This is a genomic window from Actinomadura geliboluensis (assembly GCF_043197915.1).
Taxonomy (GTDB): domain Bacteria; phylum Actinomycetota; class Actinomycetes; order Streptosporangiales; family Streptosporangiaceae; genus Spirillospora; species Spirillospora geliboluensis.
Map to the genome: position 1 here is coordinate 22,156 of NZ_JBICUA010000018.1, position 22,959 is coordinate 45,114.

Here is a 22,959-nt window from a genome sequence, read left to right on the forward strand (position 1 = left end):
TGCGCGGCGCCCACGTCCGCCCTGGCAGCAGTCCGTCCGAGAGCTTGGAGCCGCTTTGACCGCAGGGCAGGGCATGGAGCCGCCGACCGGCCTCGTCCGGGGGCCGATGGCGCGCCGCCTGCTCCTCGGCACCGAACTGCGCAGGCTGCGCGTGCTGAGCGGCGTCACCCGCGAGGACGCCGGATACCTCATCCGGGGCAGCGCCTCGAAGATCAGCCGGATGGAGCTCGGGCGCGCGGCGGTCAAGGAGCGGGACGTCGCCGACCTGCTGGCCCTCTACGGCGTCACCGAGGACGAGCGCGAACCCCTCCTCCGGCTCGCCCGGGAGGCCGCCGAGCGCGCGTCATGGCGGCGCTACGGCGACATGGTCCCGTCCTGGCGGCACCGGTACCTGGACATGGAGGAGGACGCCGACCACGTCCGGGCGTACAGCCCCGGCGGCATCCCCGAAGCGCTGCAGACCGAGGAGTACGCGCGCGCCTGCCTGCGCAGCAGGAGCCAGCAGGCCGGCGCGTCCGAGATCGACGAGAGGCTCTACGTCCGCCTCATGAACCGCCGGTTCGACCGCGCCGTCCACCGGACGTTCACGGCCGTGGTCGACGAGGCGGCGCTGCGGCGGCTGGCGGGCGACCGCGGCACCGTCCGCAGCCAGCTGGAACGCCTGGCGGCCGCGAACGAGCAGGCGGGGAGCCAGCTGAGGGTCATCCCCCTCGGCAGCCCGGCGGCGCCGATCGTCCAGCAGCCCTTCACCATGCTGCTGTTCGAGAAGGCGGAGATCCCGGACGTCGTCTACGTCGAGTTCCTGACGACCGCCCTCTACCTCTCCAGGGCCATGGAGACCGCCGCCTACGAGAACACCTGGGACCGCCTCCATGCAGCGTCCCTCTCCCCTGAGGACAGCCGAACCCTCGTAGACGGCCTACTGGAAAGAAGCTGACACCACGCACCTCCCATGCCCGGTCAGGGCAGGGAAGGGTTTGCGGCTCGGCCCTCGGTGTTCAGCAGGACGACGGTCTCGGTGTGCTCAGGGGCAAGGTGGCGGCGGTGGGGCGAGGCGAGGGCGATACGGGTTCCTGCTAGGGAAGCTGCGCCGCACGGGCCCGCAGACAGGCCGAGAGCAGCGAGGTCCTGCGCGGCGCAGGCCGTTTCGGGGTCGGTGACGGTCACGGCCGCGTCCAGGCCGGACTGCAGGACGGGCCAGGCCAGGCTGGACGGCGTCGCGCAGTTGAGGCCCGCCATGGCGGTCGAGCCCGTCTCGACGGTCAGCGGCCCACCGTGGTGAAGGCTCGCCAGCACACAGGGCGCGGCGTCGGGCTCCACAGAAAGGACGGTAGGCCGGGCCGGGCCCGACCTGTAGTGGGTCACAGCCGCCTGTGCCAGCGAGCCCACACCCACCGGGACGGCCACCAGGCCCGCCGGCGCGGCACCCGCCTCGGCCAGTTGCTCGTCAATCTCGGTGAAGAGGGTGGAGTAGCCCTCGACGATCCACCGGGGCACGCGTTCGTAGCCGGGCCAGGCCGTGTCCTGGACGAGCAGGGCCGACGGGTCGGCGGCGGCCTCCTTCGCGGCGGCCCGCACCGCCTCGTCGTAGGGGCCGGGGACCTCGGTCAGGCCCGCGCCCGCCGCCTTGATCGCGGCCATCGCCGCGGGATGCACGCCGTACGGGACGTAGACGTCGGCCGGTGCGCCGAGGAGGCGCGCCATCTCGGCCACGGCGCGGCCGTGGTTGCCGTCCGTCGCGGTGATGAGCCGGACCGGGCCCCCCGCGCGCAGTTGATCCAGCGAGGCGTCCGGGAGCCGGTGCCTGTCGCGGAGCGCCCGCGCGATCCCCCACGAGGCGCCGAGGATCTTGAAGGCGGGGAGGCCGAGGCGGGACGACTCGTCCTTCACGAAGAGCCGGCGGACGCCCAGGTCGACGGCCAGCGACGGCAGTTCCACGAGCGGCGTCGGGGCATGGCCGGGGAGCGTCCGGTGGAAGGCGGCTACGCCGTGCGGCGCGGGCGGGCAGGTCCAGACGCGGGCGGCGGGACGGGTGAACCGGCGGGCCGGGGCGGGAGCGGTGACCATGGGACCCACGCTTCCGCAGCGGTCTATGGTCGGTCCAGCGAATGTTTTCGAGCGATATTCATCAGTCGAGTCGATGAATGGGGCTGCCTTGCTGGATCTGCACCGGCTGCGCCTGCTGCGCGAGCTGAAGCACCGGGGGACGCTCGCCGCCGTGGCGGAGGCCCTGTCGTACAGCCCGTCGTCGATCTCGCAGCAGCTCTCCGTCCTGGAGCGGGAGGCGGGGGTGCGGCTGCTGGAGCCGGTGGGACGCCGGGTCCGGCTGACCGCGCAGGCGGAGATCCTCGTCGCGCACACCGAGGCGGTGCTGGAGCGGCTCGAACGCGCGGAGGCCGACCTCGCGGCGTCGCTGGAGGGCCTCACGGGCGTGCTGCGGGTCGCCGCGTTCCAGACCGCGGCGCTCGCGCTCGTCCCGGACGCGCTGACCCGGCTCCGCGCCGCCCACCCGCGGCTGCGCATCGAGATCACCCAGCGGGAGCCGGAGAGCGCGCTCCCCGCCCTGCTCGCACGGGACTTCGACCTCGTGCTCACCGAGGAGTACCCGGGGGAGCCGGGGCCGCGCCCGGCGGGCGTCGAGTACGAGGAGCTCGGCGAGGACGAGATCCGCCTCGCCCTCCCCGCCGACGGCGCCGGAGCGGGAGACGGCGGGTTGCGGGAGGCGGCGGGGGTGCCGTGGGTCCTGGAGCCGCCCGGGACGGCGTCGCGGCACTGGGCGACGCGGCTGTGCCGGGAGGCCGGTTTCGAGCCGGACGTGCGGTTCGAGTCGACCGACCTGCTGCTCCACCTGCGGCTGGTGGAGCACGGCCACGCGGCCGCGCTGCTGCCCGGCCTGGTGTGGGCGGGGCATCCGCCGACGGTGCCGGTCGTCCGGCTGCCGGCGCGGCAGCGGACCCGGCGGCTGTTCACCGCGTCCCGGCGGGGCGGCGGCGGCCACCCGGCCGTGCGCGCGTTCCGGACGGCACTCGGCCGCGGATTCGCGGACCGGAACCCCCGGATCGGGGGATGACCCCACCGCGGTTAGGGGTTTTCCCCTATGGCGATTACTTCGCGCTGGAGGCAGAGTCGTATCCGGCAGCAGGGGACCGAGGCTCCTCCCCGGGAAGAAGGCACACGATGTCGAACACGCCGACCCTCACCTCGATGACCACCTCCGACCTGGCCGAAGTCCTGTTCTGCTGCGGGCTGCAGGAGTCCGACCGCCCCACCGCCGAGCAGGTCCGCGCGGCGATCCGCGACCGGATCGGCGCCTGCGGCGGGGACAGCTCCGGCTGCGTCGCCCTCGTCGCGCAGGAGGCGGGCGACCACCCCGAGATCTACCGCGCCCGGATGCGCTGGGCGCTCAGCACCGTGTCCCGGGCGTACCGGGGGCTCGGCACCGCCGCGGCCTGACCCCGGACGGCAACCGCTCACCAGGGAGAATCCGATGCGTTCACCGCTCATCGACCGGCGCGGGGACACCCTTCCCCGATCGGACATCCTGCCGCGTTCGCTGCGCGACCTGATCGCCGCCGAGGCGGGCGCCCAGGTCGCGGACGAGAGGCGGCGGCACCGGCAGCGCAGGGTCAGGGCCGCCCGGCGGGCCCCCTAGCCCGCCCGAAACGGCCCGCGCGAAACGGCCCGCGAGAAGGCGCCGCGTGCCCGTTGCCCGGCCCTCAGTGACGGGTCTTGCTCGTCTTCTTGTGCTTGGACTTGTGCTTGGAGCCGCCGCCCGACTCCCACTCGTAGCCGGGCGTGTTGCTCTTGCAGTAGCTGTCGCTGACCTTGGTGTCGGTCGCGTCGTGCTCGCACCACCGGTTCTGGCCGCCGCACGCGGTCAGCCCGAAGGCGGCGACCAGGACGGTCAGCGCGAGTGCGGTGGAACGGCTCTTGGGCATGGTCGGCCTTTCTCTGCCGGAGTGAAACGCAGGTCAGACGCGAGCGGCGGGGATCGCGTTCCGCCGCCGGGCGGCACCGGATTGTCCGTCTCCGGCCGCGAACTATGCTGACGCCCGTGAACGAAGAGGCGACGGACGAGCAGACCGGCGACGGCGCCCGCGAGTACCGCATCGGCGAGCTCGCGGCGGCGGCCGGCGTCCCCGTGCGGACGCTGCGCTACTACCAGGAGCGCAAGCTGCTGCCGCCGCCCCGCCGGGAGGGGCGCATCGGCCTCTACTCCGAGGACCATCTGGCCCGCCTCCGCATGATCGGGAACCTGCTCGAACGCGGCCACACCCTGGAGGGCATCCGCGAGCTGCTGTCGGCGTGGGAGCAGGGCCGCGACATCGGCACCGTCCTCGGCGTGGAGAAGGCCGTCACGGCGCCGTGGTCGAACGAGGTCCCGGTCACGATGACGCTGGCGGAGCTGGCGGCGCTGTTCCCCGGCGAGGCCGTCGGCCCCGACGCCGTCGAGCGGGCGGTCGCCCTCGGCCACATCGAGGTGGACGGCGACCGCGTCACCCACTGGAGCCGCCGCCAGCTGGACGCGACCGTCGCGCTCGTCCGGGCCGGGGTGCCGCTGGACGCGGTGCTGTCGGTGGCCAAGGAGCTCCAGCGCAGCATGGACGACCTCGCCGCCATGTTCGTCGGGCTGATCGCCGCGCACGTCGTCAAGAACGTCGGCGACCAGGACCTCGGCGAGCTCACCGAGACCCTCGCCCAGCTGCGTCCGGGCGCGCAGGTGTCGGTCGAGGCGGGGTTCGCGCGCGCGATGGACCGGCAGGTCCGCGCCGCCATCGACGAGCTGCTCGGCCGCCTGTCCAGCTCCTGACCGTCCCGTGCCGCGGCCCGGCCCGGTGCCGCTGATCGGCGGCGATACTGGTGGGCATGGTCGATGACGAGCGATGGAAGGCGCGGTTCCGCGCCGCCCGGATGAGCCTGCCCCGCTGGGCGCGTGACGCCCCGGACCGGAGCCTCTACCGGTCGAACGTGACCGGGACGTGGGAGATCTACAGCTGGGACCGGGGCACCGGCGCGCAGCGCCAGGTGACCGACCGCCCCAACGGCACGTGGATGGGCACCATCGACCCGGCCGGCGAGTGGGTGTGGTGGTTCGCCGACACCGACGGGGACGAGTTCGGCGTCTGGAACCGCGCACGGTTCGGGGAGGCGGAGAGCGCTCCGGCCGTTCCCGGGCTGGAGCCGTCGTATCCGTCCGGGCTGTCCCTGGGCCGCAGCGGCCTCGCCGTCATCGGACGGACGACCGAGGACGGCAACACCGTCCACCTGTGCCGATCCGACGCGGAGCCCGAGGTGCTCTACCACCACGCGGAGGACGCGCACATCGCCGCTCTGTCCCGCGACGAGAGCCTCATCGCGATCGGGCACAGCGAGCACGGCGACAGCCGCCACATGGCGCTGCGCGTGCTGCGCCCCGACGGGACCGTGGTCGCCGACCTCTGGGACGGCCCCGGCAAGGGCGTCTACGGTGCCGGGTTCGCCCCGGTCGACGGCGATTCGCGGCTGCTAGTCAACCATGAGCGGCGCGGCCGCGACGAGGTGCTCATCTGGGATCCGGTCGCCGGGACCGAGCGGGAGATCGTCCTCGACCTGCCCGGCGAGATCGGCGCCGACTGGTACCCCGACGGCACCGCGCTGCTGGTCTCCCACTCGCACGAGGCGCGCGACGAGCTGTACCGCTACGACCTGGACGGCGGCTCGCTGACCAGGATCGACACCCCGCGCGGCGTGATCGGCGGGGCCGCCGTCCGGCCGGACGGGACGGTCGAGTTCTCCTGGTCGTCGGCCGCCGAGCCGCCGGTGATCCGCTCCACCTCCGGCGCGGTCGTGCTCACCCCGCCCGGCCCGGCCGCGCCGCCGTCCGTGCCGGTCGAGGACGTGTGGGTGGACGGCCCCGGCGGCCGCATCCACGCGCTGGTCAGCAAGCCGGACGGCGACCGCCCGTACCCGACGGTGTTCGACGTCCACGGCGGGCCGACCGCGCAGGACGACGACTCGTTCACGCCGGTCGCGGCCGCCTGGGTCGACCACGGGTTCGCGGTCGTCCGCGTCAACTACCGGGGCTCCACCGGGTACGGCTCGCAGTGGCGGGACGCCATCGAGGGCCGCGTCGGGCTCACCGAGCTGGAGGACGTCAAGGCCGTCCGCGACTGGGCGGTCGAGTCGGGCCTCGCGGACCCGGCCCGGCTCGTCCTGACGGGCGGCTCGTGGGGCGGCTTCCTCACCCTGCTCGGCATCGGCACGCAGCCGGACGACTGGAGCGTCGCCGTCGCCGCCGTCCCCGTCGCCGACTACGTCGCCGCGTACGAGGACGAGATGGAGGGCCTCCAGGCGTTCGACCGCTCCCTGTTCGGCGGCTCGCCGGACGAGGTCCCGGACCGCTACCGCGAGTCGTCCCCGATCACCTACGTCGAGGCGGTCAAGGCGCCGGTGCTGGTGCTGGCCGGGGAGAACGACCCGCGCTGCCCGATCCGGCAGATCGACAACTACCTGGGCCGCCTCGCCGAGCTGGGCCTCCCGCACGAGGTGTACCGGTACGACGCGGGGCACGGCTCCCTCGTCGTCGAGGAGCGGATCACCCAGATGGCCGCCGAGATCGGCTTCGCCCGGAAGCATCTCGGTATGTCGTGATCTATCCCGGGGGCGGGCGGCGCGGGCCGCCCGCCCCCGGTTTACAAGATCGAACCTCGGGCATCCCTCCGAGCGGCCGGCGGCCGCCAGGCAGGCCCCGGCCCGCCCCCCGGTACAGGAGAACACCGATCGGGGGGATCCCAGTGACATGTCTTCGGCACGCCCATGCGCTCGTCCGGCACGCCTTCGGTGAACGAATACCGAGGCCGCACGGCCCCGCCTTCCGCCTGACCGCGCTGGTCATGGCCTTGGGCGCCGCCGCTACGGCCCTCACCCCCGTCCCGTCCGCCGCCGCCGCGTCGGCGAGCGACGACCCGCCTCGCGCCCGGCGGGCCGCACCGGCCGAGGCTCCCCCGCACGCGATTCTGCTGTCCGCGCCGGCATCGCGGGTTCCCGGCGGCGCTCCCGCGAACGCGCGCAGGGCGCCCGAACCGGTGGACCAGCAGGCCGCGCCCACCGAACCGCCGCCACCCACCGCGCCCCAGCCGCCCACCGAACCGGAGCCGCTCATCGCACCGCCGCCGCTCACCGCACCGCAGCTGCCCAGCTCGCCGTCATCGACCGCCACGGCGGAGGAGGAGCCCGCGACACCGGCGTCCGCGCAGGACGCCTCGCAGGCGGACGCTCCGAAGGCTCCGAAGCAGGACGCCCCGCAGGAGAGCGCCCTGCCTGACCTGCCCGACTCGCTGCGGCTGGAGCAGCGGTTCGCCGAGTACACGCTGCGCGGCAACGGCATCAGATGGCGCTCGACCGGCGGCTGCTCCGACCGGACGGTCCGCACCTGCACCTCCTTCGAGGGCGTCCGGTGGGGGACGGTCAAGGGCCTGATCCGCTTCGCCAGGTCGAGCGGCTGCAAGATCACCGTGACCGGCGGCACCGAGCACGGCCACGCGAGCGGCACCTACAGCCATGCGAACGGCTACAAGCTGGACATCTCCCCCACCCGCTGCGTGGACGCCGCGATCAAGCGCCACCCGTACGCCGGCCGGCGGGGCGACGGCGCCCGCCTCTACCGGTCACCGGACGGCACGCTCTTCGCCCGCGAGAAGGACCACTGGGACATCACCTTCCGCTGACCCGCGTCCCCGTGCCGCCGGGTCAGGCGCGGACCTCGCGGATGATGCCCACGAGCTCCCGCGTCACCGACTTGAACCCCGGCAGCCGGGACATCGCCACCATGCGGTTGACGAGCGGGACCGTCCGCTCCACGAGGAGGTAGGTCTTGCGGCAGCCGGGGGAGCTGTCGTGCACCCAGTACAGGACGATGCCCATCGAGTAGATCCACAGGAGTTCGGGCAGCTCGGCCCGGAACTCCTTGTCGATCTTCAGATCGGAGCCCTCCACGACCTCGCGGTAGATCGCGACCGCCGACTCGCGGGCCGGGCCCGACTCGGCGCTGAACGGGTTGAGCGGGCTGGTCGGCTCGGCGGCGAACTTGAAGAACTTCCCGGCGAACTCGTGGTACGGCACCATCGTGTCGACCCGGGCCCGCAGCACGCCCAGCAGCCGGGCCGCGAACTCCGTCTCGGTGTCGAGGACGGCCCGGCAGGCGGCGACGTGCTCGTCCTGCAGCTCGTCGTAGTACGCCTGGATCAGCTCTTCCTTGGACCCGAAGTAGTAGTAGGCGTTGCCGACCGAGACGCCCGCCTCCTTGGCGATCGCCCGCATCGTCGTCGCGTCGTATCCGCGCTCCCGGAACAGGCGCAGCGCCGTCTGGACGATCACGGCCCGCGTCTGCTCGGACTTCACGGCCTTCGTCTCGGTCACGCATGCCACCTTAAATCCCTGCCGCGGCGTCCGCTCATGCCCCGGCCGCCGTCCGGCGCGGCCGGGACGCGGCCCACCGGGGCGGACCGGGGTCAGGCGGTCAGTTCGGCGGCGACCAGTTCGGCCGTCTGGACGGTGTTGAGCGCGGCGCCCTTGCGGAGGTTGTCCCCGGACAGGAACAGGTCGAGCGCGTGCGGGTCGTCGAGCGAGCGGCGGACGCGGCCCGCCCACACCGGGTCGGTGCCGGCGGCGTCGGACGGCGTCGGGAACTCGTGCGTGTCCGGGTTGTCGCAGAGCACGACGCCGGGCGAGCGGGCGAGGATCCCCTGCGCCTCCCGCTGGTCGACGCGCTCCTCGAACGCGGCGTGCACGGCCATCGAGTGCCCGATGACGACGGGGACGCGGACGCAGGTCGCCGACACCCTGAGGTCGGGCAGCCCGAGGACGCGGCGGGTCTCGTCGCGGAGGGCGATCTCGTCGGACGTCCAGCCGCCGTCCTCCCCCGTCCCCGCCCAGGGCACGACGTTCAGCGCGAGCGGCGCCGGGAACGGGCCGAGGTCGCCGACCGCGCCGCGCATCGCGCCGGGGCGGTGGCCGAGCGTGCGGTCGCCGCCGACCTTCTCCAGCTGCGCGTACAGGGTGTCGACGCCGTCCTGGCCGGCGCCGGACGCCGCCTGGTAGGACGCGACGACCAGCTCCCGGAGCCCGTACCGGGCGTGCAGCGCGCCGACGGCGGCGATCATGGTGAGGGTCGCGCAGCCGGGGCCCGCGACGATGCCGCGCGGCCGGTCCCTGACCCGCTCAGGGTTCACCTCCGGGACGACGAGCGGGACGTCCGCGGCGGACCGGAACGCGCGCGACGCGTCGACCGCCACGGCGCCGCGGGCCGCCGCGACCGGCGCCCATTCGGCGGCCACCGCGTCCGGGACGGCGAAGATCGCGACGTCGGCGCCCGCGAAGACCCCGGGCGCGAGCGGCACCACCTCGGCCGGCGCGCCGCGCACCTGGAGCACGCGCCCGGCGGACCGCGGCGACCCGGCCAGGCGGATCTCCCCGTAGACGTCACGGCGGATGGACAGCAGGTCGAGCAGCACCGCACCGACCGTCCCGGTGGCGCCGGCGACCGCGAGGGTCGGCAGCCCGGAGGCGGAGCCCGTCGTCGCACTCACATCCACAGAACTACCGCCGTCCACCCCCGGTTCCCAAAACGGCCCACACCCGCTGGAATCACGGCGAAACAGCCCGGCTCGCGGACATGCGAAAGGCCGCGCCGGCCCCGGTACGGGACGGCGCGGCCCGCGCGGTGTCAGCGGCCGGTGCCGCCGTAGACGACGGCCTCGACCTGGTCGGAGTCCAGGTCGAAGGCGTGGTGCGCGGCGGCGACCGCGGTGTCGATGTCGTCCTGCGCGACGACGACCGAGATCCGGATCTCCGAGGTGGAGATCATCTCGATGTTCACCCCGGCCTCGGCGATCGCGCTGAACAGCTTCGCGGTCACGCCGGGGTGCGAGCGCATCCCGGCGCCGATCAGCGACACCTTGCCGATGCGGTCGTCGTAGCGGAGCGACTCGAAGCCGATCCGCTCCTTCAGCTTGTTCAGCGCGGTCAGCGCGCTCTGCCCGTCGGTGGACGGCAGGGTGAACGAGATGTCGGTGCGCCCGGTGGACGCCGCCGACACGTTCTGCACGATCATGTCGATGTTGATCTCGGCCTCGGACAGCACCGAGAAGATCGTGGCGGCCTCACCCACCTTGTCGGGCACCCCGACAACGGTGATCTTGGCTTCGCTCCGGTCGTGCGCGACGCCGGAGATGATCGCCTGCTCCATGTCCTGTCCTTCGATCTCGCTGCTGTCGACGACCCACGTGCCCTCCTTCTGACTGAACGAGGACCGCACATGGATCGGGATGTTGTAGCGGCGCGCGTACTCCACGCAGCGCAGGTGCAGGATCTTCGCACCGCTCGCCGCCATCTCCAGCATCTCCTCGTAGGAGATCTTCGGGATCTTACGGGCGGCGGGCACGATGCGCGGGTCGGCGGTGAAGACGCCGTCGACGTCGGAGTAGATCTCGCAGACGTCGCCGTCCAGCGCGGCGGCGAGCGCCACCGCGGTGGTGTCGGAACCGCCGCGGCCGAGCGTGGTGATGTCCTTGGTGCCCTGCGAGACGCCCTGGAAGCCGGCCACGATGCAGATCGAGCCCTCGTCCAGCGCGGTCCTTATCCGGCCCGGCGTCACGTCGATGATCTTGGCTTTGCCATGCGAGCCGTCGGTGATCACACCGGCCTGGGAGCCGGTGAACGAGCGGGCCTCGTGGCCCAGGTTCGCGATGGCCATGGCCAGCAGCGCCATCGAGATCCGCTCGCCGGCGGTGAGCAGCATGTCCAGCTCACGGCCCGGCGGCAGGGGGCTGACCTGCTTGGCCATATCGATGAGATCATCCGTCGTGTCGCCCATGGCGGAGACGACGACGACCACGTCGTTGCCCGCCTTCTTCGTCGCGACGATGCGCTGGGCGACCCGCTTGACGCCATCGGCGTCGGCGACGGAGGAGCCACCGTACTTCTGCACGACAAGAGCCACGAGTGGGCGCTCCTCGGATCGGGGTCAGGCGTACCGGACGTCGAGTCTACCGAGCCCGCTCCGATGGATCACGACCAGGTAACTGCCGGGGGTCCGCCGGGGGTCCGCGCGCGAGGCCGAACGTTCCCGGCGGACCACCACAAGGTAGGGCAAAGCGTCTATGTAGCGGCGGGGTGTGGGCGGCGCGCCCGGGTCGTGCCGCCCGCCGGTGATCCGGCGCGTCCGCGGCCCCGGGCCGGGCGCGGGCGCGCGCCGTGGTGTCCGAGCTGATGGGAGAGCCGATGGGCGCGTTCGACGAACTGCCGAGGGTGCGCAGGGGGCCGCTGCATGCGCTGTACGCGGCACTGCGGCGGCGCGCGCCGCAGATGTCCGCGGCGCGTCCGGACGGCGGCGTCCTGAACGTCGGCTACCGGGGCCGCACCGCCCAGGTCGTCTGGGACGGCGACCTCGGCGTGTTCGCCTGGGACGAGCCCGACGGCGGGCGGATCGGACCCGACGTCGAGAAGGCCGCCGAGGTCGTCGCGGCGGCGCTGGACGCGCCGGTGAGCCCCGGCGCGTCCGGCTAGACGGGCACGACCTCCCGCCAGGCGCGCGCGGCTAGGCGGGCGCGGCCTCCGCCTCGGCCTCCGGAGCGACGTCCAGGCGGGCGTTCGCGACGAACGCGTGCAGGGCCCGCAGCGCGGCGCCGGCGTGGTTGCCCCAGTGGTTGAAGTAGGAGTACTGCCACCACCACAGGGCCTCCAGGGGACGGTCCTGGTTGTAGTGGCGCAGCCCGTGGACGAGGTCGCTGGCGACGTCGACCAGGTCGTCCGACAGGCGGTAGGCGGTGGTCTCGGTGTCCTTGTACGGGTCGAAGACCTCGGCGTACTCGTCCAGCGCGACGAGGCGCTCCGACAGGCCCTGCCGGACGGCGTCCAGGTCCGGGTCGTCGCCGACCTCGGGCTCCCAGTTGTCCGGGAGGATGACGTCGGCGCTGGCGCCGAGCTGCGCGCCGGCCAGGATGACCTGCGACACCTCGAGGAGGAGGAGCGGGATCGTGTGCCGCCCGCCGTCGCCGCGGGCGACCGCCTCCAGTCCGTTCAGGTAGTTGTCGACATGGCACGCCACGCGCTCGGCGAGGGCGTTCCAGTCCTGCGGGCTGTTGGTGTCAGACATCGAGCAGCCTCCGTCCTTCGAATGCGCGGCCCAGCGTCACCTCGTCCGCGTACTCGAGGTCGCCACCCACCGGCAGGCCGCTGGCCAGACGGGTGACGGTAAGGCCCATGGGCTTGACGAGCCGGGCGAGGTACGTCGCGGTCGCCTCGCCCTCCAGGTTGGGGTCGGTGGCGAGGATCAGCTCGGTGACCGTCCCGTCCGCGAGCCGCTGCATCAGCTCGCGGATGCGCAGGTCGTCCGGGCCGACGCCCTCGATCGGGCTGATCGCGCCGCCGAGCACGTGGTAGGTGCCGCGGAACTCGCGGGTCTTCTCGATCGCGACGACGTCCTTGGACTCCTCCACCACGCAGATGACGTGCGGATCGCGGCGGGCGTCCCGGCAGATCCGGCACTCCTCCTCCTCCGCGACGTTCCCGCACGTCTTGCAGAAGCGGACCTTGTCCTTGACCTCCTTGAGCGCCTTCCCGAGCCGTTCGACGTCGGCCGGGTCGGCGGCGAGCAGGTGGAAGGCGATCCGCTGCGCGCTCTTGGGGCCGACGCCGGGCAGCCTGCCCAGCTCGTCGATGAGGTTCTGGACCACCCCTTCGTACAACGGACCCCTCCTTTCCTAGTCGTCCGCTTTCCTGGTCGCTCGCGCTCAGGCGCCCTGGCCGCCACCGCCGCCGAGGCCCGGGAAGCCGCCGGGCAGACCGCCTCCGGGGAGACCGCCGCCGGGCATGCCGCCGCCGAGCCCCTGCGCGAGCGGCCCCATCTTCTCCTGCTGGAGTTCCTGCACCGCGCGTCCGGCGTCGCGGATCGCGGCCAGGACGAGATCGGCGATCGTCTCCGCCGTGTCGGCCGGGTCGTCGGCGTCGATCGCCTTCGGATCGATCGCCAGGCCCGTGACCTCGCCCTGCCCGTTGACCGTCGCCGTGACGAGCCCGCCGCCCGCGGTGCCCTGCACCTCGGCCTCCGCGAGCTCGCGCTGCGCGGTGAAGAGCTGCTGCTGCATGGCCTGCGCCTGCTGCAGAAGCTCCTGCATGTTCAACTGACCACCGGGTTCCACGGTGCACTCCCTACTTCCGGCCCCCGAGGGCCTGCTCTCTGGCGCTCCGCCAGCCGCCGGACGTCCGTCCCACGAGACTACGGCTTCGCGCCATGATGCGGTAAGTACGCCGGTCACGATCTTGGCCAGAGTGCTCCCACGCTTGATCCGCGCCAAACCCGGGGCGGGGCCCCGGCTAGGCTCGCGCCGATGACCGACTTCTTCGCCGGGGACCCGCGCAGCAACCGCGAGCGGATGCTGGCCGGTGACCTCTACATCGCCGACGACCCCGACCTGGAGGCGGCGTCCAGGCGGGCCGTCGCCCTGGCCCACCGGTACGGCGAGGTCTACGCCACCGACCCGGACGCGGCCCGCCCCATCCTGGAGGACCTCCTCGGCTCAATCGCACCGGACGCCCATATCCGTCCGCCCCTGTACGTCGACTACGGCTCCTACATCACAGTCGGTTCCGGCACGTTCGCCAACTTCGGCCTGACCGCGCTGGACGTCGCGCCCATCACGATCGGCAGCGACGTACAGATCGGCCCGAACGTGCAGTTGCTCACGCCGACGCACCCTCTCGACCCGGAGCGGCGGCGGGCGAAGCTGGAGGCCGCCGAGCCGATCGTGATCGAGGACAACGTCTGGCTGGGCGGCGGCGCCATCGTCCTGCCCGGGGTGACCATCGGCGAGAACAGCGTCATCGGCGCGGGCGCCGTGGTGACGAAGGACGTCCCCGCGAACGTCGTGGCCGTGGGCAACCCTGCCCGCGTGATCCGCTCCCTCTGAGGTCGCGGCGGCCTCACCGCCGCTCTCGGCCGACTCAACGGTCTCTCGACGGCGACACAGCCTGCGACGTGGTCTCGATCACACACTGTCACATTGCGCGACAGGGCGGCGTCTTGTGCTCGAACCGCTCGAAGCGAGGGAGGCATCATGACTGAGAACACCGATGTGATCGTGGTCGGCGGCGGATATGCCGGTGTCATGGCGGCCAACCGTCTGACGCGGCGCGGCGACGTGACCGTGACGCTGATCAACCCGCGCCCGTCCTTCGTCCACCGGGTCCGCCTGCACCAGCTGGTCGGCGGGACCGGCTCCGCCGTCGTCGACTACCGGGAGGTCCTGGCCGAGGGCGTCCGGCTGGTGGTCGACACCGTGACGCGGATCGACGCGGCCGGACGCGGCGTGGAGCTGGCGAGCGGCGGCGCGGTCGGCTACGACTACCTGGTCTACGCGGCGGGCAGCGGCAGCACCGATTCGCGGGTGCCCGGGGCGGCCGAGTTCGCGTACCCGATCGCCAGCCTGGAGGAGTCGCAGCGGCTGCTGCCGGTCCTCGACGCAGCGCCCGCGTCGGCCGCGGTGACGGTGGTCGGAGCCGGTCCGGCGGGCATCGAGACGGCCGCCGAACTGGCGGAGCAGGGCCGCGGCGTGACCCTGGTCTGCGGCGGGGTGCTCGGCCCGTACCTGCACCCGCGCGGGCGGCGCTCGGTGGCCGGGCGGCTGGCGGAACTGGGAGTGACGGTCGTGGAAGGCCCCGGCACCACGGTGACGGCGGTGACGTCCGATGCGGTGCGGCTCGCCGACGGCCGGGAGCTGCCGAGCACGGTGACCATCTGGGCCGCCGGCTTCGGCATCCCCGACCTCGCCGCGCGCAGCGGGCTGAGCACCGATGCCCTGGGACGGCTGCTCACGGACGAGACACTGACCAGCGTGGACGACGAGCGCATCGTCGCGGCCGGGGACTCGGCGGCGCCGTCGGGCCTGCCGCTGCGGATGAGCTGCCAGGCCGCGATGCCGCTGGGCGCGCGGGCCGCCGACACGGTGCTCAGCCGGTTGGCGGGGGAGCGGCCCGAGCCCCTCAACCAATCGTTCGGAGCGCAGTGCATCAGCCTCGGCCGGCACACCGGCATCTTCCAGTTCGGCAACCGGTCCGACGTCGCGGTGTGGCTCCACATCGACGGCCGCCTCGGAGCGAAGGTGAAGGAGACCGTGTGCAAGGGCATCGTGAAGCACCTGGCCGATGAGGCGCAGAAGCCCGGCGGGTACAAACTGCACCGCGTCAAGGGAGGCGCTGGACGCCGCAAGGCCCTGGAGGCCATGGGCACCGAGACGCCGGCCGTCCCCGAACGGGTCGGCTAGGCCCGATCGGGCCGGCCCGCAGCGGAAATGGTCAAGACATGAGCGCCGTCTCGGCGGTCAGGAGTTGTCGATCTCGCGGATGATCTGGCCGCCGAGTTCGCGCTGGATGAGGGCCATGCCGTTCATCTCGGCCTCGGTGCCGTCGGCGTCGGCGTCGCCTTCGGGGTCGACTTCGTCGCTCTCGTCCATGGGCGCGGGCTCGGGAGGCGGCGGGGGCTCGTCCGGCGGCGGGGGCAGGGGGCCCGGGTCCGCCTGGCGTGCCGCGCTCTCGCCGTCCGCCGGGCGGGGGACGGGGTTGGGCCGGGCCTGGGGGGTGGACTGCGGTGCCGACTGCGCCGCGTTGCCGAAGCCGCCGGACGGGGCGGATCCGCCGAAACCGGAGGACTGCGCGTTGCCGAAGCCCCCGCCCGGCCGGCCGCCGCCGGGGCCCGGGGTCGAGGGGCGGCCGCCGCCACCGCCACCGCCGCCGCCGCCTCCGACGACGGTCTCGATGCGCCAGTCGACGCCCATCCGCTCTTTGAAGACCTCGCGGAGGACGGTCTCGCGTCCGCCGTTGACGAAGCCCAGCCGGCGCCCCTCCGCGTCGAAGCCCAGGGTCAGGACCTTGCCGTCCAGCGACACCGGCTGGACCCCGGACATGATCGTCATCCAGGTGGCGCGGCTCTTCTGCTTGACCGCCTCGACCACGTCGGGCCAGAGCCGCTGGACGGTCCCGAAGTCCATCCCCCCGCCGGCAGCCGGAGCCTGACTCGGCTGCGCCGCCGGGGCGGCGGGCGGGCTGGGCGCGGCAGGCGCGGCGTTGGACGGGGGCGAGGGGGGTGAAGGTCGTTGGGGCGCAGGGGCCTGCGGCGGCGGAGAACTCTGGGCAGGGCCGGCGCTGGGCGCGCTCGCGTTGCCGCGGTTATCCACAGAACCGTGTTCTGGCGGCGCCGCGGTGGGACGGGGGGAGACACTGGGAGTGGGGTCGCCCCCCTGGGGGGGCGGGGTGTCGGTTCCCTGCGCGCCGCTGAAACCGGCGGCACCCCCGAAACCGGCTGCGCCGCCGGCGAGGGCGCCCTGGGAGGCTTGGCGCTCCAGGCGGTCGAGGCGGGCGAACATGGACGCCTCGTCCTCGTAGGCGGCGGGCAGCAGGATGCGGGCGCAGATCAGTTCCAGCAGCAGCCGCGGGGACGTGGCGCCGCGCATCTCGGTGAGGCCGGTGTGCAGCAGGTCGGCGGCGCGGGTCAGCTCCCCCGGGCCCATGGAGGACGCCTGGCGCCGCATCGCCTCCAGCTCGTCCGGCGGGACGTTCAGCAGGCCCGTCCCGCCCGCCTCGGGGACGTTCGACAGGATCACCAGGTCGCGGACGCGTTCCAGCAGGTCGGCGGTGAAGCGACGCGGGTCCTGGCCGCTCTCGACGACGCGGTCGATCGCGGCGAAGACGGCGGCGCCGTCGCGGGCCGCGAAGGCCGCGATGACCTCGTCCAGCAGGGCGGAGTCGGTGTAGCCGAGCAGCGAGACGGCCCGCGCGTAGGTGATGCCCTTCTCGTCCGACCCGGCGAGGAGCTGGTCCAGGATCGACAGCGTGTCGCGGGCGGAGCCGGCGCCGGCGCGCACCGCCAGCGGCAGCGCGGACGTCTCGTAGGGGACGTCCTCCGCCTTCAGGATCTCCTCGACGAGCTCCTGCAGCACGCCGGGCGGGATCAGCCGGAACGGGTAGTGGTGGGTCCGGGAGCGGATCGTCCCGATGACCTTCTCCGGCTCGGTCGTCGCGAACACGAACTTCAGGTGCGGCGGCGGCTCCTCGACGAGCTTCAGCAGCGCGTTGAAGCCCTCGCGGGTGACCATGTGCGCCTCGTCGATGATGTACACCTTGAAGCGCGCCGACACCGGCGCGAAGAACGCGCGCTCCCGCAGGTCGCGGGCGTCGTCGACACCGCCGTGGGACGCGGCGTCGATCTCGATGACGTCGATGTGCCCCGTCCCGGACGGGCCGAGCGCGACGCACGAGTCGCACTTGCCGCACGGGTCGGGCGTCGGCCCCTGTTCGCAGTTCAGGGAGCGGGCGAGGATCCGGGCGCTGGAGGTCTTGCCGCACCCGCGCGGACCGCTGAACAGGTACGCGTGGTTGATCCGGCCGTTGCGCAGGGCCTGCTGCAGCGGCTCCGCGACGTGCTCCTGTCCCTTCAGCTCGGCGAACGTCGCTGGCCGGTACTTGCGGTACAGCGCCAGACTCATCGGGGGTCCGCCCTCCTGGAGAAGCAGAGCGTCAGAAGCGAAAGGACCCCCCGCACACCCGCCAGAGCCTGTTTATCCTTGCTGCCTTCCGGCCCTGGGGAGGTTCACAGGGTGACGCCATGCGAGGGGTCTACCCAGAGTCTATGGCATCCCCGGCCGTGGATTGCCACGGTTCCCGCGTAGTCTCCGCCTCATGCCCGCCGCATCCGAGGACACCCTCCTGCACATCGCCGAACGGACCCACTGGGAATCCGCCCGCGCCGCCGGTGTGTCGTACACCATGTCCACGCTGGGCCGGACGCTGGACGACGAGGGTTTCATCCACTGCTCGTCCGACATGACCCAGGTGGACGGCGTCCTCGCCCGCTTCTATGGCGGTATCGACCGGGAAGATCTGGTTCTGCTGGTCATCGACGTGTCCCGCCTGGACGCTCCCGTCCGCCACGAGCCCGTCGGGGACGCGGTCTTCCCGCACGTCTACGGACCGATCCCGGTCTCCGCCGTAATCGATGTCAGGTCACTGCCCGAGACCCGGTAGGCTTCCCCGTGGAGGATTCGCCTAGTGGCCTAGGGCGCACGCTTGGAAAGCGTGTTGCGTGCAAGCGCTCGCGAGTTCGAATCTCGCATCCTCCGCCGCACCGAGGCCGGTGCCCGACACGGGCACCGGCCTTTCGCGTGCCCGGCCCCGGGCGGCTCCGCTTGTGCCCGGCCAGCGGGGCGGCGAGTGGAGGGAACTTAGTGACGGGCCGGTTGACCTGGGCGGTAACTGGTTTACTGAGTCCGTAAGTCGAGTGACGCATGTTGTTGCGTTGCCTTCTCCGGGTGGGGCCGACGCCGTAGACTCGAAGTGTGATCTTCAAGGCGGTCGGTGATGGCAGGCCCTACCCGGACCACGGGCTCTCGTCCCGGGACTGGGCCAAGATCCCGCCCCGCCAGGTCCGCCTCGACCAGCTCGTCAGCACCAAGCGGGAGATGGACCTCCAGTCGCTGCTCTCCAAGGACTCCACGTTCTACGGCGACCTGTTCCCGCACGTCGTCCAGTGGCACGGTGAGCTCTACCTGGAGGACGGCCTGCACCGGGCACTGCGGGCCGCACTGCACCAGCGGCAGGTCCTGCACGCGCGCGTCCTCGACCTGGACGCCGTCGACATGGGCTGACGCCGGTCAGCGGGTCCGGGCGGCGGGCTCCAGGGCGCGGGCCTGCTGCGGGCTGGTGCGCTGACGCGCCGGCTGGACGAACCCGGGGCGCGCCGCCAGCAGCCCGAACACGACCTCCGGCACGACCAGCGCGAGCAGCAGCACGAGCGGGACGTTCCAGCCGCCCGTGGCGTCGTGCAGCACCCCGACGGCGAGCGGGCCGGCGCCCGCGAGGAGATAGCCGCCCGTCTGCGCCATCCCGGACAGCGCCGCCGCCACGTGCGGGCTCGGCGAGCGCAGGCTGAGCAGCGTGTACGCCAGCGGGAACGCGCTGCCGGTGCCGAGGCCGAGGACGATCACCCAGGTCCAGCCGGCGGACGGGGCGAGCATCAGCCCGCCGACGCCCACCACCATGGTCGCGGCGACGGCGACGACGAGGGGGCGCTGGTCGCGCAGCCGCGCCGCGAACACCGGGACGACGAACCCCAGCGGGATCCCGACGATCAGCATCGCGGAGACCATCATCCCGGCGGCCGCGGGGGCGAACCCGGCGTCCTGCATGATCTCCGGCAGCCACGACATCAGCACGTAGAACATCAGCGACGCCAGCCCCATGAAGGCCGCGACGTGCCAGGCGGTCGGGGAGCGCAGCAGCGATCCCTCGCCGCGCGGGGCGGCGGCGGCCGGTGCCGCGGCGCGCGGCTCCCGGCGGACGCGGAGCGCGAGCGGCCCCCAGACCAGCACGGCGATCAGGGACGGGACGGCCCAGACGGCGAGCGCGAGCCGCCAGCCGCCGGCCTCGTCCAGCGGGACCGCGAGCCCGGCCGCGATCGCGCCGCTGGCCGCCATGAGCATCATGGCGAGGCCGGTGAGCGAGCCCACGCGGGTCGGGAACGCGCGCTTGATGACGGCCGGCATGAGGACGTTGCCCATCGCGATCCCCGCGCCCGCCAGGACCGTTCCAACGAACAGCGACACCGGGGACTGCACCACGCGCAGCACGATCCCCGCGGTGATCATCACGAGGGAGCCGGCGATGGCGGTCTCGGCGCCGAACCGGCGCGCCGCGAGCGGCGCCACGGCCGCGAAGACGCCCAGGCACAGCACCGGCAGCGTGGTGAGGACGCCCACTTCGGCGCCCGACAGCCCGAAGACGTCCCGCAGCTCGCCGAGCACGGGGGCGATGCCGGTGATCGCCGCCCGCAGGTTGACCGTCAGCAGGACCAGCCCGACCAGCGACCAGACGGCCGTGGCGCGGGAAACCGGAGTCGTCGCAGAACTGTTCATCTCACCTTGCTCATCGTCGGTCCGCACCGGCGGGGGGCCGGGCACGTCTTCTTCGTCGTCGTCGTTCGCCTTCGCAGCCCGGCCGGGATCGATCGGGCGCGGCATGCGCACTGATCCCGTCGTCGGGGCGGGAGACGGCCGCAGGAGCGGCGTTCTCCCCTGCTCAGGGCGAGAAGTCTTCGGTGGGCCGCGCGTCCGGGTGACGCGCGGTGTGTTGGTCCGGCCCGCTCACGGGCCTCGGTGTCGGGCGCTCGTCAGGTGGTCGCGGCGCGGCAGGGGGGCCGCATCACGTCGCCGTCGCGGCGCTCCGGATCGCGGGGGTCAGGGCTCATGCACGGTCTCGCGTCCCGGCCGGGGGCCGGCGAGTGCGGTGGCGAGGATCTGGTCCAGACACGCGTGGGTGGCGCGGGTCGCGGCGTCCGCGTCGCCGCCCTCGACGGCGGCGGCGATGGGGCCGTGCGGGACGTCGGTGTGTTCGAGGAGGGCGCCGGCGGTTCCGATGCTGGCCCGCAGCGCGGCGCTGAAGTCGCGGTACAGGTCCGTCAGGACGCGGTTGTGGGTGGCCTCGACCACGGCCATGTGGAAGGCGAGGTCCGCTTCGACGAACGTCTCGTGCGCGCCGGCGGCCAGCGCGGCGTCGCGGCGGCCGAGGGCGACCGCGATGGCGGCGATGTCGGCCTCGGTGCGGCGGGTCGCGGCGAGCCGCGCGGCCTCCACCTCCAGCCCGCGCCGGACCTCCAGGATCTCGATGAGCTCCGCCCGCTCCAGGCGCCGCCGGACGGCGCCGGACAGCTCGCTCGTCGCGCGCACGTACGTCCCGTCGCCCTGCCTGCTTTCGAGGAGGCCCGCGTGGGTGAGCGCGCGGACGGCCTCGCGGACGGTGTTGCGGCCGACGCCCAGCGACTCCGCCAGCACGGGCTCCGGCGGGATCTTGGCGCCGACCGGCCAGTTCCCGCCGACGATCTCGTCCCTGAGCTGGGCGATCACCTGGTCGACCAGGGAGGACCGCCGAGCCGTGCGCAACGTCATCGTCCAACCTCCGGTCAACCAGTCATCCTACGTTTAAGGGTAAAGCGTGATCAGGCTGGATTTGTTCCCGTTCGACGGGAGATGCCTCACACCGGCCTCGCGGCCGCGGGCGTGCACACGTCAGCGATGGCGGCGCTCGGACGGTGTGCCGGTGTCAGAGGGCGGGGTCGTCGTGCTGGCCGTGGAAGGACGGAGCCCGCGCACCGGACGCCGACATGAGCTGGGACGCGGAGAGACCCGCGGCCTGGAGCGCCTGACGGTAGGCGGTGGCCGCGCTCTCGCTGTCCTGGACGAGTTCGAAGAGCTCGCCCAGTTCCCTGTAGAGATGTGCCGCCGGACGGCCCGAAGCCAGCATCGCGAGCTGCTCGGACGCGGCACGCAGCACCACCTGGGCGGCCGTGTGGTCGCCCTGGGCGACACGTGCCCGCGCTAGGACGAGCCTGGCCAGCACGCTCTTCTGCGTGCGGACGGCGAGGTCGCTGCCGGGCTGCGGCGTCACGCTGTGGGTGCTCGTCGGAGGAGCGAGGGCCAGGCCGGTGTTGAGGAACTGCTCCAGCGTGGCGATCGCGTCGTCCAGCTCGCCCATGAGGACCAGCGCGCGCGCCTTGGCGATGGTGCTCTCGGTGAACTCGTCTCCTTCGAGGTCTCCCGTGGCCTGGAGGAGAGCCAGGGCCTCCTGCGCGGCCTCACGGGACCCTTCGGCGCGCGGACGCTCGACCCCGAACTCACCGGACGGCATGGCACCCGGCGCCGCGACGACCGAGAACGGCAGGACGCCCCTGAGCAGTGCTTTGGCGCCAGCAAGGGCCAGACGGGCCTGGCTCTGCACAGGCGTGGCATCCGTACGTGCCGCCAGCGCCTGGTCGGCGAAGTAGAGGGAGTCGCCGACGGTGCCCTCTTCCAGGGCCCGCATGCTCGCCCGCTGGTAGTGGACGCTCACCGGCTCGGCCTCGGCGGAGTCGTCGGGGTGGAGGAGGCGCCTGCCGAGGTCGTGCGCGCGCGCCGGGTCAGAACGGTCCACGTAGGCGAGCAGCAGGATGCGCCCGGCCTCGGTGAACTCGTTGCCGACGCCGAGCCCGAGCTGTTCGAGCCGCTCGACGGCGCGCTCGCCGAGCGCGATGGCCTGCCCCAGGTCGCCGACGGTGTGGTAGCACCGGGCCAGCGCGATCACGGGCGGCAGCCAGCTGGCCCGGCCCGGGTCGCGTTCGGCCTGCTCGCGCAGCTCCTCGAACAGCGCGATCGCGGCGTCCGTCCGGCCCAGCTCCTCCAGGGCGCGGGCGCGCCCCCAGCGGGCGCGGGACGTGAGGTCCGGGTCGTCGCTGCGGGCGATCACCTCGTCGAAGCCCGCCTCGGCGGTGGCGGCGTCGCCGCGCAGCAGCGCGAGGTGGGCGTGCCGCTCCCGCACCTCCAGGTGCGCGCGCTGCTCCGGCTCCACCCCCTCCGCGAGGTACTCCGGGGTGCAGCCGAGGCGCTCGGCGAGCATGCGCAGCACCGTCGGGGTCGGTGTGCGCTTACCCGACTCGATGAGGGAGATGTAGCTGTCGGAAAGGTCGTGACCGGCGAGCTGTGCCTGCGACAAGCGTCTGGTCAGCCGCAGGTTGCGGACACGTTCGCCGACATTGCCTGGACCCGGCATGTGGACTCACTTAGCGGAAGTAAACAGGCGGCTGGGGTGCCGACATGATTGCACATTGCGCGTTATCGCACATCGAGAGCAAGGAAGCGGGGATGGAAGAGGCCCGCCGGCGCGGACCCGTCCGGCGCCCGCGCGCACGCTGCTGGAACGCGGTGGCGCACCGGTTCGTACCGGCCGGTCGTCCGGCGGTCGCGACGTCTGTCACCTCCCCGACGGTATCCGAACGGGCGGACAAGATCTCGGTCACCGCCGATATTGACCAGTCCGCCGCGCTTTCCGGCCATCGCGTCACCGGGGGCGTCTACCGCGCGCCCGCCCCCGACCAGGCCACGGGCGATCGACGCGGCCCGTCGC

General features: G+C 73.1%; 24 protein-coding genes, 1 tRNA gene and 1 other RNA gene. 13 read left to right on the forward strand and 13 right to left on the reverse strand.

Annotated elements, in window-relative coordinates:
- Positions 1–55 precede the first annotated feature (55 nt).
- The gene (locus ACGFI1_RS40395; RefSeq protein ID WP_392792962.1) at positions 56–937 is read left to right on the forward strand and encodes a helix-turn-helix domain-containing protein; all 882 of its coding nucleotides are present in this window, start codon (positions 56–58) and stop codon (positions 935–937) included.
- A 23-nt stretch (positions 938–960) separates the two neighbouring features.
- Here ACGFI1_RS40395 and ACGFI1_RS40400 read toward each other — a convergent pair whose 3' ends face one another.
- The gene (locus tag ACGFI1_RS40400) at positions 961–2,067 is read right to left on the reverse strand and encodes a pyridoxal-phosphate dependent enzyme (protein ID WP_392792964.1); all 1,107 of its coding nucleotides are present in this window, start codon (positions 2,065–2,067) and stop codon (positions 961–963) included.
- Between the two features lie 88 nt (positions 2,068–2,155).
- On the opposite strand from ACGFI1_RS40400, the gene ACGFI1_RS40405 reads away from it, so the two are divergent.
- From ACGFI1_RS40405 to ACGFI1_RS40415, 3 genes are all read left to right on the forward strand, one after another.
- Complete coding sequence (locus tag ACGFI1_RS40405; RefSeq protein WP_392792965.1) at positions 2,156–3,070, forward strand: LysR substrate-binding domain-containing protein; 915 nt, start codon at positions 2,156–2,158, stop codon at positions 3,068–3,070.
- Between the two features lie 107 nt (positions 3,071–3,177).
- A complete protein-coding gene (locus ACGFI1_RS40410) occupies positions 3,178–3,453 on the forward strand; it encodes a hypothetical protein (protein ID WP_138635539.1) in 276 nt (91 codons plus the stop codon).
- 34 nt (positions 3,454–3,487) lie between these two features.
- Positions 3,488–3,652, forward strand: a complete 165-nt coding sequence (locus ACGFI1_RS40415; protein WP_386871755.1) for a hypothetical protein — start codon at positions 3,488–3,490, stop codon at positions 3,650–3,652.
- 64 nt (positions 3,653–3,716) lie between these two features.
- On the opposite strand, the gene ACGFI1_RS40420 is transcribed toward ACGFI1_RS40415, so the two are convergent.
- On the reverse strand, positions 3,717–3,938 hold the full coding sequence (locus ACGFI1_RS40420; RefSeq protein WP_387078611.1) for a hypothetical protein: 222 nt from the start codon (positions 3,936–3,938) through the stop codon (positions 3,717–3,719).
- Between the two features lie 116 nt (positions 3,939–4,054).
- Between ACGFI1_RS40420 and ACGFI1_RS40425 the strand changes: the two genes are divergently transcribed.
- The 3 genes from ACGFI1_RS40425 (at position 4,055) to ACGFI1_RS40435 (ending at position 7,706) form a co-directional block, all read left to right on the forward strand.
- Entirely contained in the window at positions 4,055–4,810 is a 756-nt protein-coding gene (locus ACGFI1_RS40425; RefSeq protein ID WP_392792966.1) for a MerR family transcriptional regulator, read from the forward strand.
- 56 nt (positions 4,811–4,866) lie between these two features.
- Positions 4,867–6,630 carry a S9 family peptidase gene (locus ACGFI1_RS40430; protein WP_392792967.1) on the forward strand — a complete coding sequence of 588 codons (1,764 nt, stop codon included), beginning with the start codon at positions 4,867–4,869 and terminating at the stop codon, positions 6,628–6,630.
- A 143-nt stretch (positions 6,631–6,773) separates the two neighbouring features.
- The gene (locus ACGFI1_RS40435; protein WP_392735759.1) at positions 6,774–7,706 is read left to right on the forward strand and encodes a hypothetical protein; all 933 of its coding nucleotides are present in this window, start codon (positions 6,774–6,776) and stop codon (positions 7,704–7,706) included.
- A 22-nt stretch (positions 7,707–7,728) separates the two neighbouring features.
- Here the strand turns inward: ACGFI1_RS40435 and ACGFI1_RS40440 are convergent, their stop codons facing one another.
- The 3 genes from ACGFI1_RS40440 to ACGFI1_RS40450 form a co-directional block, all read right to left on the reverse strand.
- Positions 7,729–8,397, reverse strand: coding sequence for a TetR/AcrR family transcriptional regulator (locus ACGFI1_RS40440; RefSeq protein ID WP_138635543.1), 669 nt, complete (start codon positions 8,395–8,397; stop codon positions 7,729–7,731).
- Positions 8,398–8,489: 92 nt separating this feature from the next.
- Entirely contained in the window at positions 8,490–9,566 is a 1,077-nt protein-coding gene (locus ACGFI1_RS40445; protein WP_392792968.1) for an aspartate-semialdehyde dehydrogenase, read from the reverse strand.
- A gap of 137 nt (positions 9,567–9,703) precedes the next feature.
- Positions 9,704–10,978, reverse strand: a complete 1,275-nt coding sequence (locus ACGFI1_RS40450; RefSeq protein ID WP_138635545.1) for an aspartate kinase — start codon at positions 10,976–10,978, stop codon at positions 9,704–9,706.
- Between the two features lie 269 nt (positions 10,979–11,247).
- Here ACGFI1_RS40450 and ACGFI1_RS40455 point away from each other — a divergent pair, with 269 nt between their 5' ends.
- The gene (locus tag ACGFI1_RS40455; protein ID WP_386871743.1) at positions 11,248–11,544 is read left to right on the forward strand and encodes a hypothetical protein; all 297 of its coding nucleotides are present in this window, start codon (positions 11,248–11,250) and stop codon (positions 11,542–11,544) included.
- A gap of 31 nt (positions 11,545–11,575) precedes the next feature.
- On the opposite strand, the gene ACGFI1_RS40460 is transcribed toward ACGFI1_RS40455, so the two are convergent.
- From ACGFI1_RS40460 to ACGFI1_RS40470, 3 genes are read right to left on the reverse strand one after another with little or no spacing between them, the layout of a single operon-like run.
- Positions 11,576–12,133 (reverse strand): DUF5063 domain-containing protein, encoded by a 558-nt coding sequence (locus tag ACGFI1_RS40460; protein WP_138635547.1) that lies wholly within the window; start codon positions 12,131–12,133, stop codon positions 11,576–11,578.
- The gene (gene recR / locus ACGFI1_RS40465; RefSeq protein ID WP_131936043.1) at positions 12,126–12,725 is read right to left on the reverse strand and encodes a recombination mediator RecR; all 600 of its coding nucleotides are present in this window, start codon (positions 12,723–12,725) and stop codon (positions 12,126–12,128) included. The genes ACGFI1_RS40460 and recR overlap by 8 nt, the downstream gene beginning before the upstream one ends.
- A gap of 45 nt (positions 12,726–12,770) precedes the next feature.
- Positions 12,771–13,178: a YbaB/EbfC family nucleoid-associated protein gene (locus ACGFI1_RS40470; protein WP_138635548.1), complete on the reverse strand. Its 408-nt coding sequence runs from the start codon at positions 13,176–13,178 to the stop codon at positions 12,771–12,773.
- A 189-nt stretch (positions 13,179–13,367) separates the two neighbouring features.
- On the opposite strand from ACGFI1_RS40470, the gene ACGFI1_RS40475 reads away from it, so the two are divergent.
- Together ACGFI1_RS40475 and ACGFI1_RS40480 are read left to right on the forward strand one after the other, a co-directional pair.
- The gene (locus ACGFI1_RS40475; protein ID WP_364549364.1) at positions 13,368–13,946 is read left to right on the forward strand and encodes a sugar O-acetyltransferase; all 579 of its coding nucleotides are present in this window, start codon (positions 13,368–13,370) and stop codon (positions 13,944–13,946) included.
- Positions 13,947–14,093: 147 nt separating this feature from the next.
- Positions 14,094–15,299 carry an NAD(P)/FAD-dependent oxidoreductase gene (locus tag ACGFI1_RS40480; RefSeq protein WP_392792970.1) on the forward strand — a complete coding sequence of 402 codons (1,206 nt, stop codon included), beginning with the start codon at positions 14,094–14,096 and terminating at the stop codon, positions 15,297–15,299.
- Between the two features lie 57 nt (positions 15,300–15,356).
- Here ACGFI1_RS40480 and ACGFI1_RS40485 read toward each other — a convergent pair whose 3' ends face one another.
- Entirely contained in the window at positions 15,357–17,516 is a 2,160-nt protein-coding gene (locus ACGFI1_RS40485) for a DNA polymerase III subunit gamma and tau (protein WP_392792971.1), read from the reverse strand.
- Between the two features lie 38 nt (positions 17,517–17,554).
- Positions 17,555–17,650, reverse strand: an RNA gene (gene ffs / locus ACGFI1_RS40490) — signal recognition particle sRNA small type.
- A gap of 59 nt (positions 17,651–17,709) precedes the next feature.
- Between ffs and ACGFI1_RS40495 the strand changes: the two genes are divergently transcribed.
- From ACGFI1_RS40495 to ACGFI1_RS40505, 3 genes are all read left to right on the forward strand, one after another.
- Positions 17,710–18,054 (forward strand): DUF952 domain-containing protein, encoded by a 345-nt coding sequence (locus tag ACGFI1_RS40495; protein WP_387068680.1) that lies wholly within the window; start codon positions 17,710–17,712, stop codon positions 18,052–18,054.
- 10 nt (positions 18,055–18,064) lie between these two features.
- Positions 18,065–18,149, forward strand: a tRNA-Ser gene (locus ACGFI1_RS40500).
- Positions 18,150–18,365: 216 nt separating this feature from the next.
- Positions 18,366–18,674, forward strand: coding sequence for a type II toxin-antitoxin system VapB family antitoxin (locus tag ACGFI1_RS40505; RefSeq protein ID WP_392792972.1), 309 nt, complete (start codon positions 18,366–18,368; stop codon positions 18,672–18,674).
- Positions 18,675–18,680: 6 nt separating this feature from the next.
- Here ACGFI1_RS40505 and ACGFI1_RS40510 read toward each other — a convergent pair whose 3' ends face one another.
- From ACGFI1_RS40510 to ACGFI1_RS40520, 3 genes are all read right to left on the reverse strand, one after another.
- Complete coding sequence (locus tag ACGFI1_RS40510) at positions 18,681–19,940, reverse strand: CynX/NimT family MFS transporter (RefSeq protein ID WP_392792973.1); 1,260 nt, start codon at positions 19,938–19,940, stop codon at positions 18,681–18,683.
- A 321-nt stretch (positions 19,941–20,261) separates the two neighbouring features.
- Entirely contained in the window at positions 20,262–20,969 is a 708-nt protein-coding gene (locus ACGFI1_RS40515; RefSeq protein ID WP_392735746.1) for a FadR/GntR family transcriptional regulator, read from the reverse strand.
- Positions 20,970–21,123: 154 nt separating this feature from the next.
- Positions 21,124–22,605: a helix-turn-helix transcriptional regulator gene (locus tag ACGFI1_RS40520; RefSeq protein ID WP_301173849.1), complete on the reverse strand. Its 1,482-nt coding sequence runs from the start codon at positions 22,603–22,605 to the stop codon at positions 21,124–21,126.
- Positions 22,606–22,959: the final 354 nt, after the last annotated feature.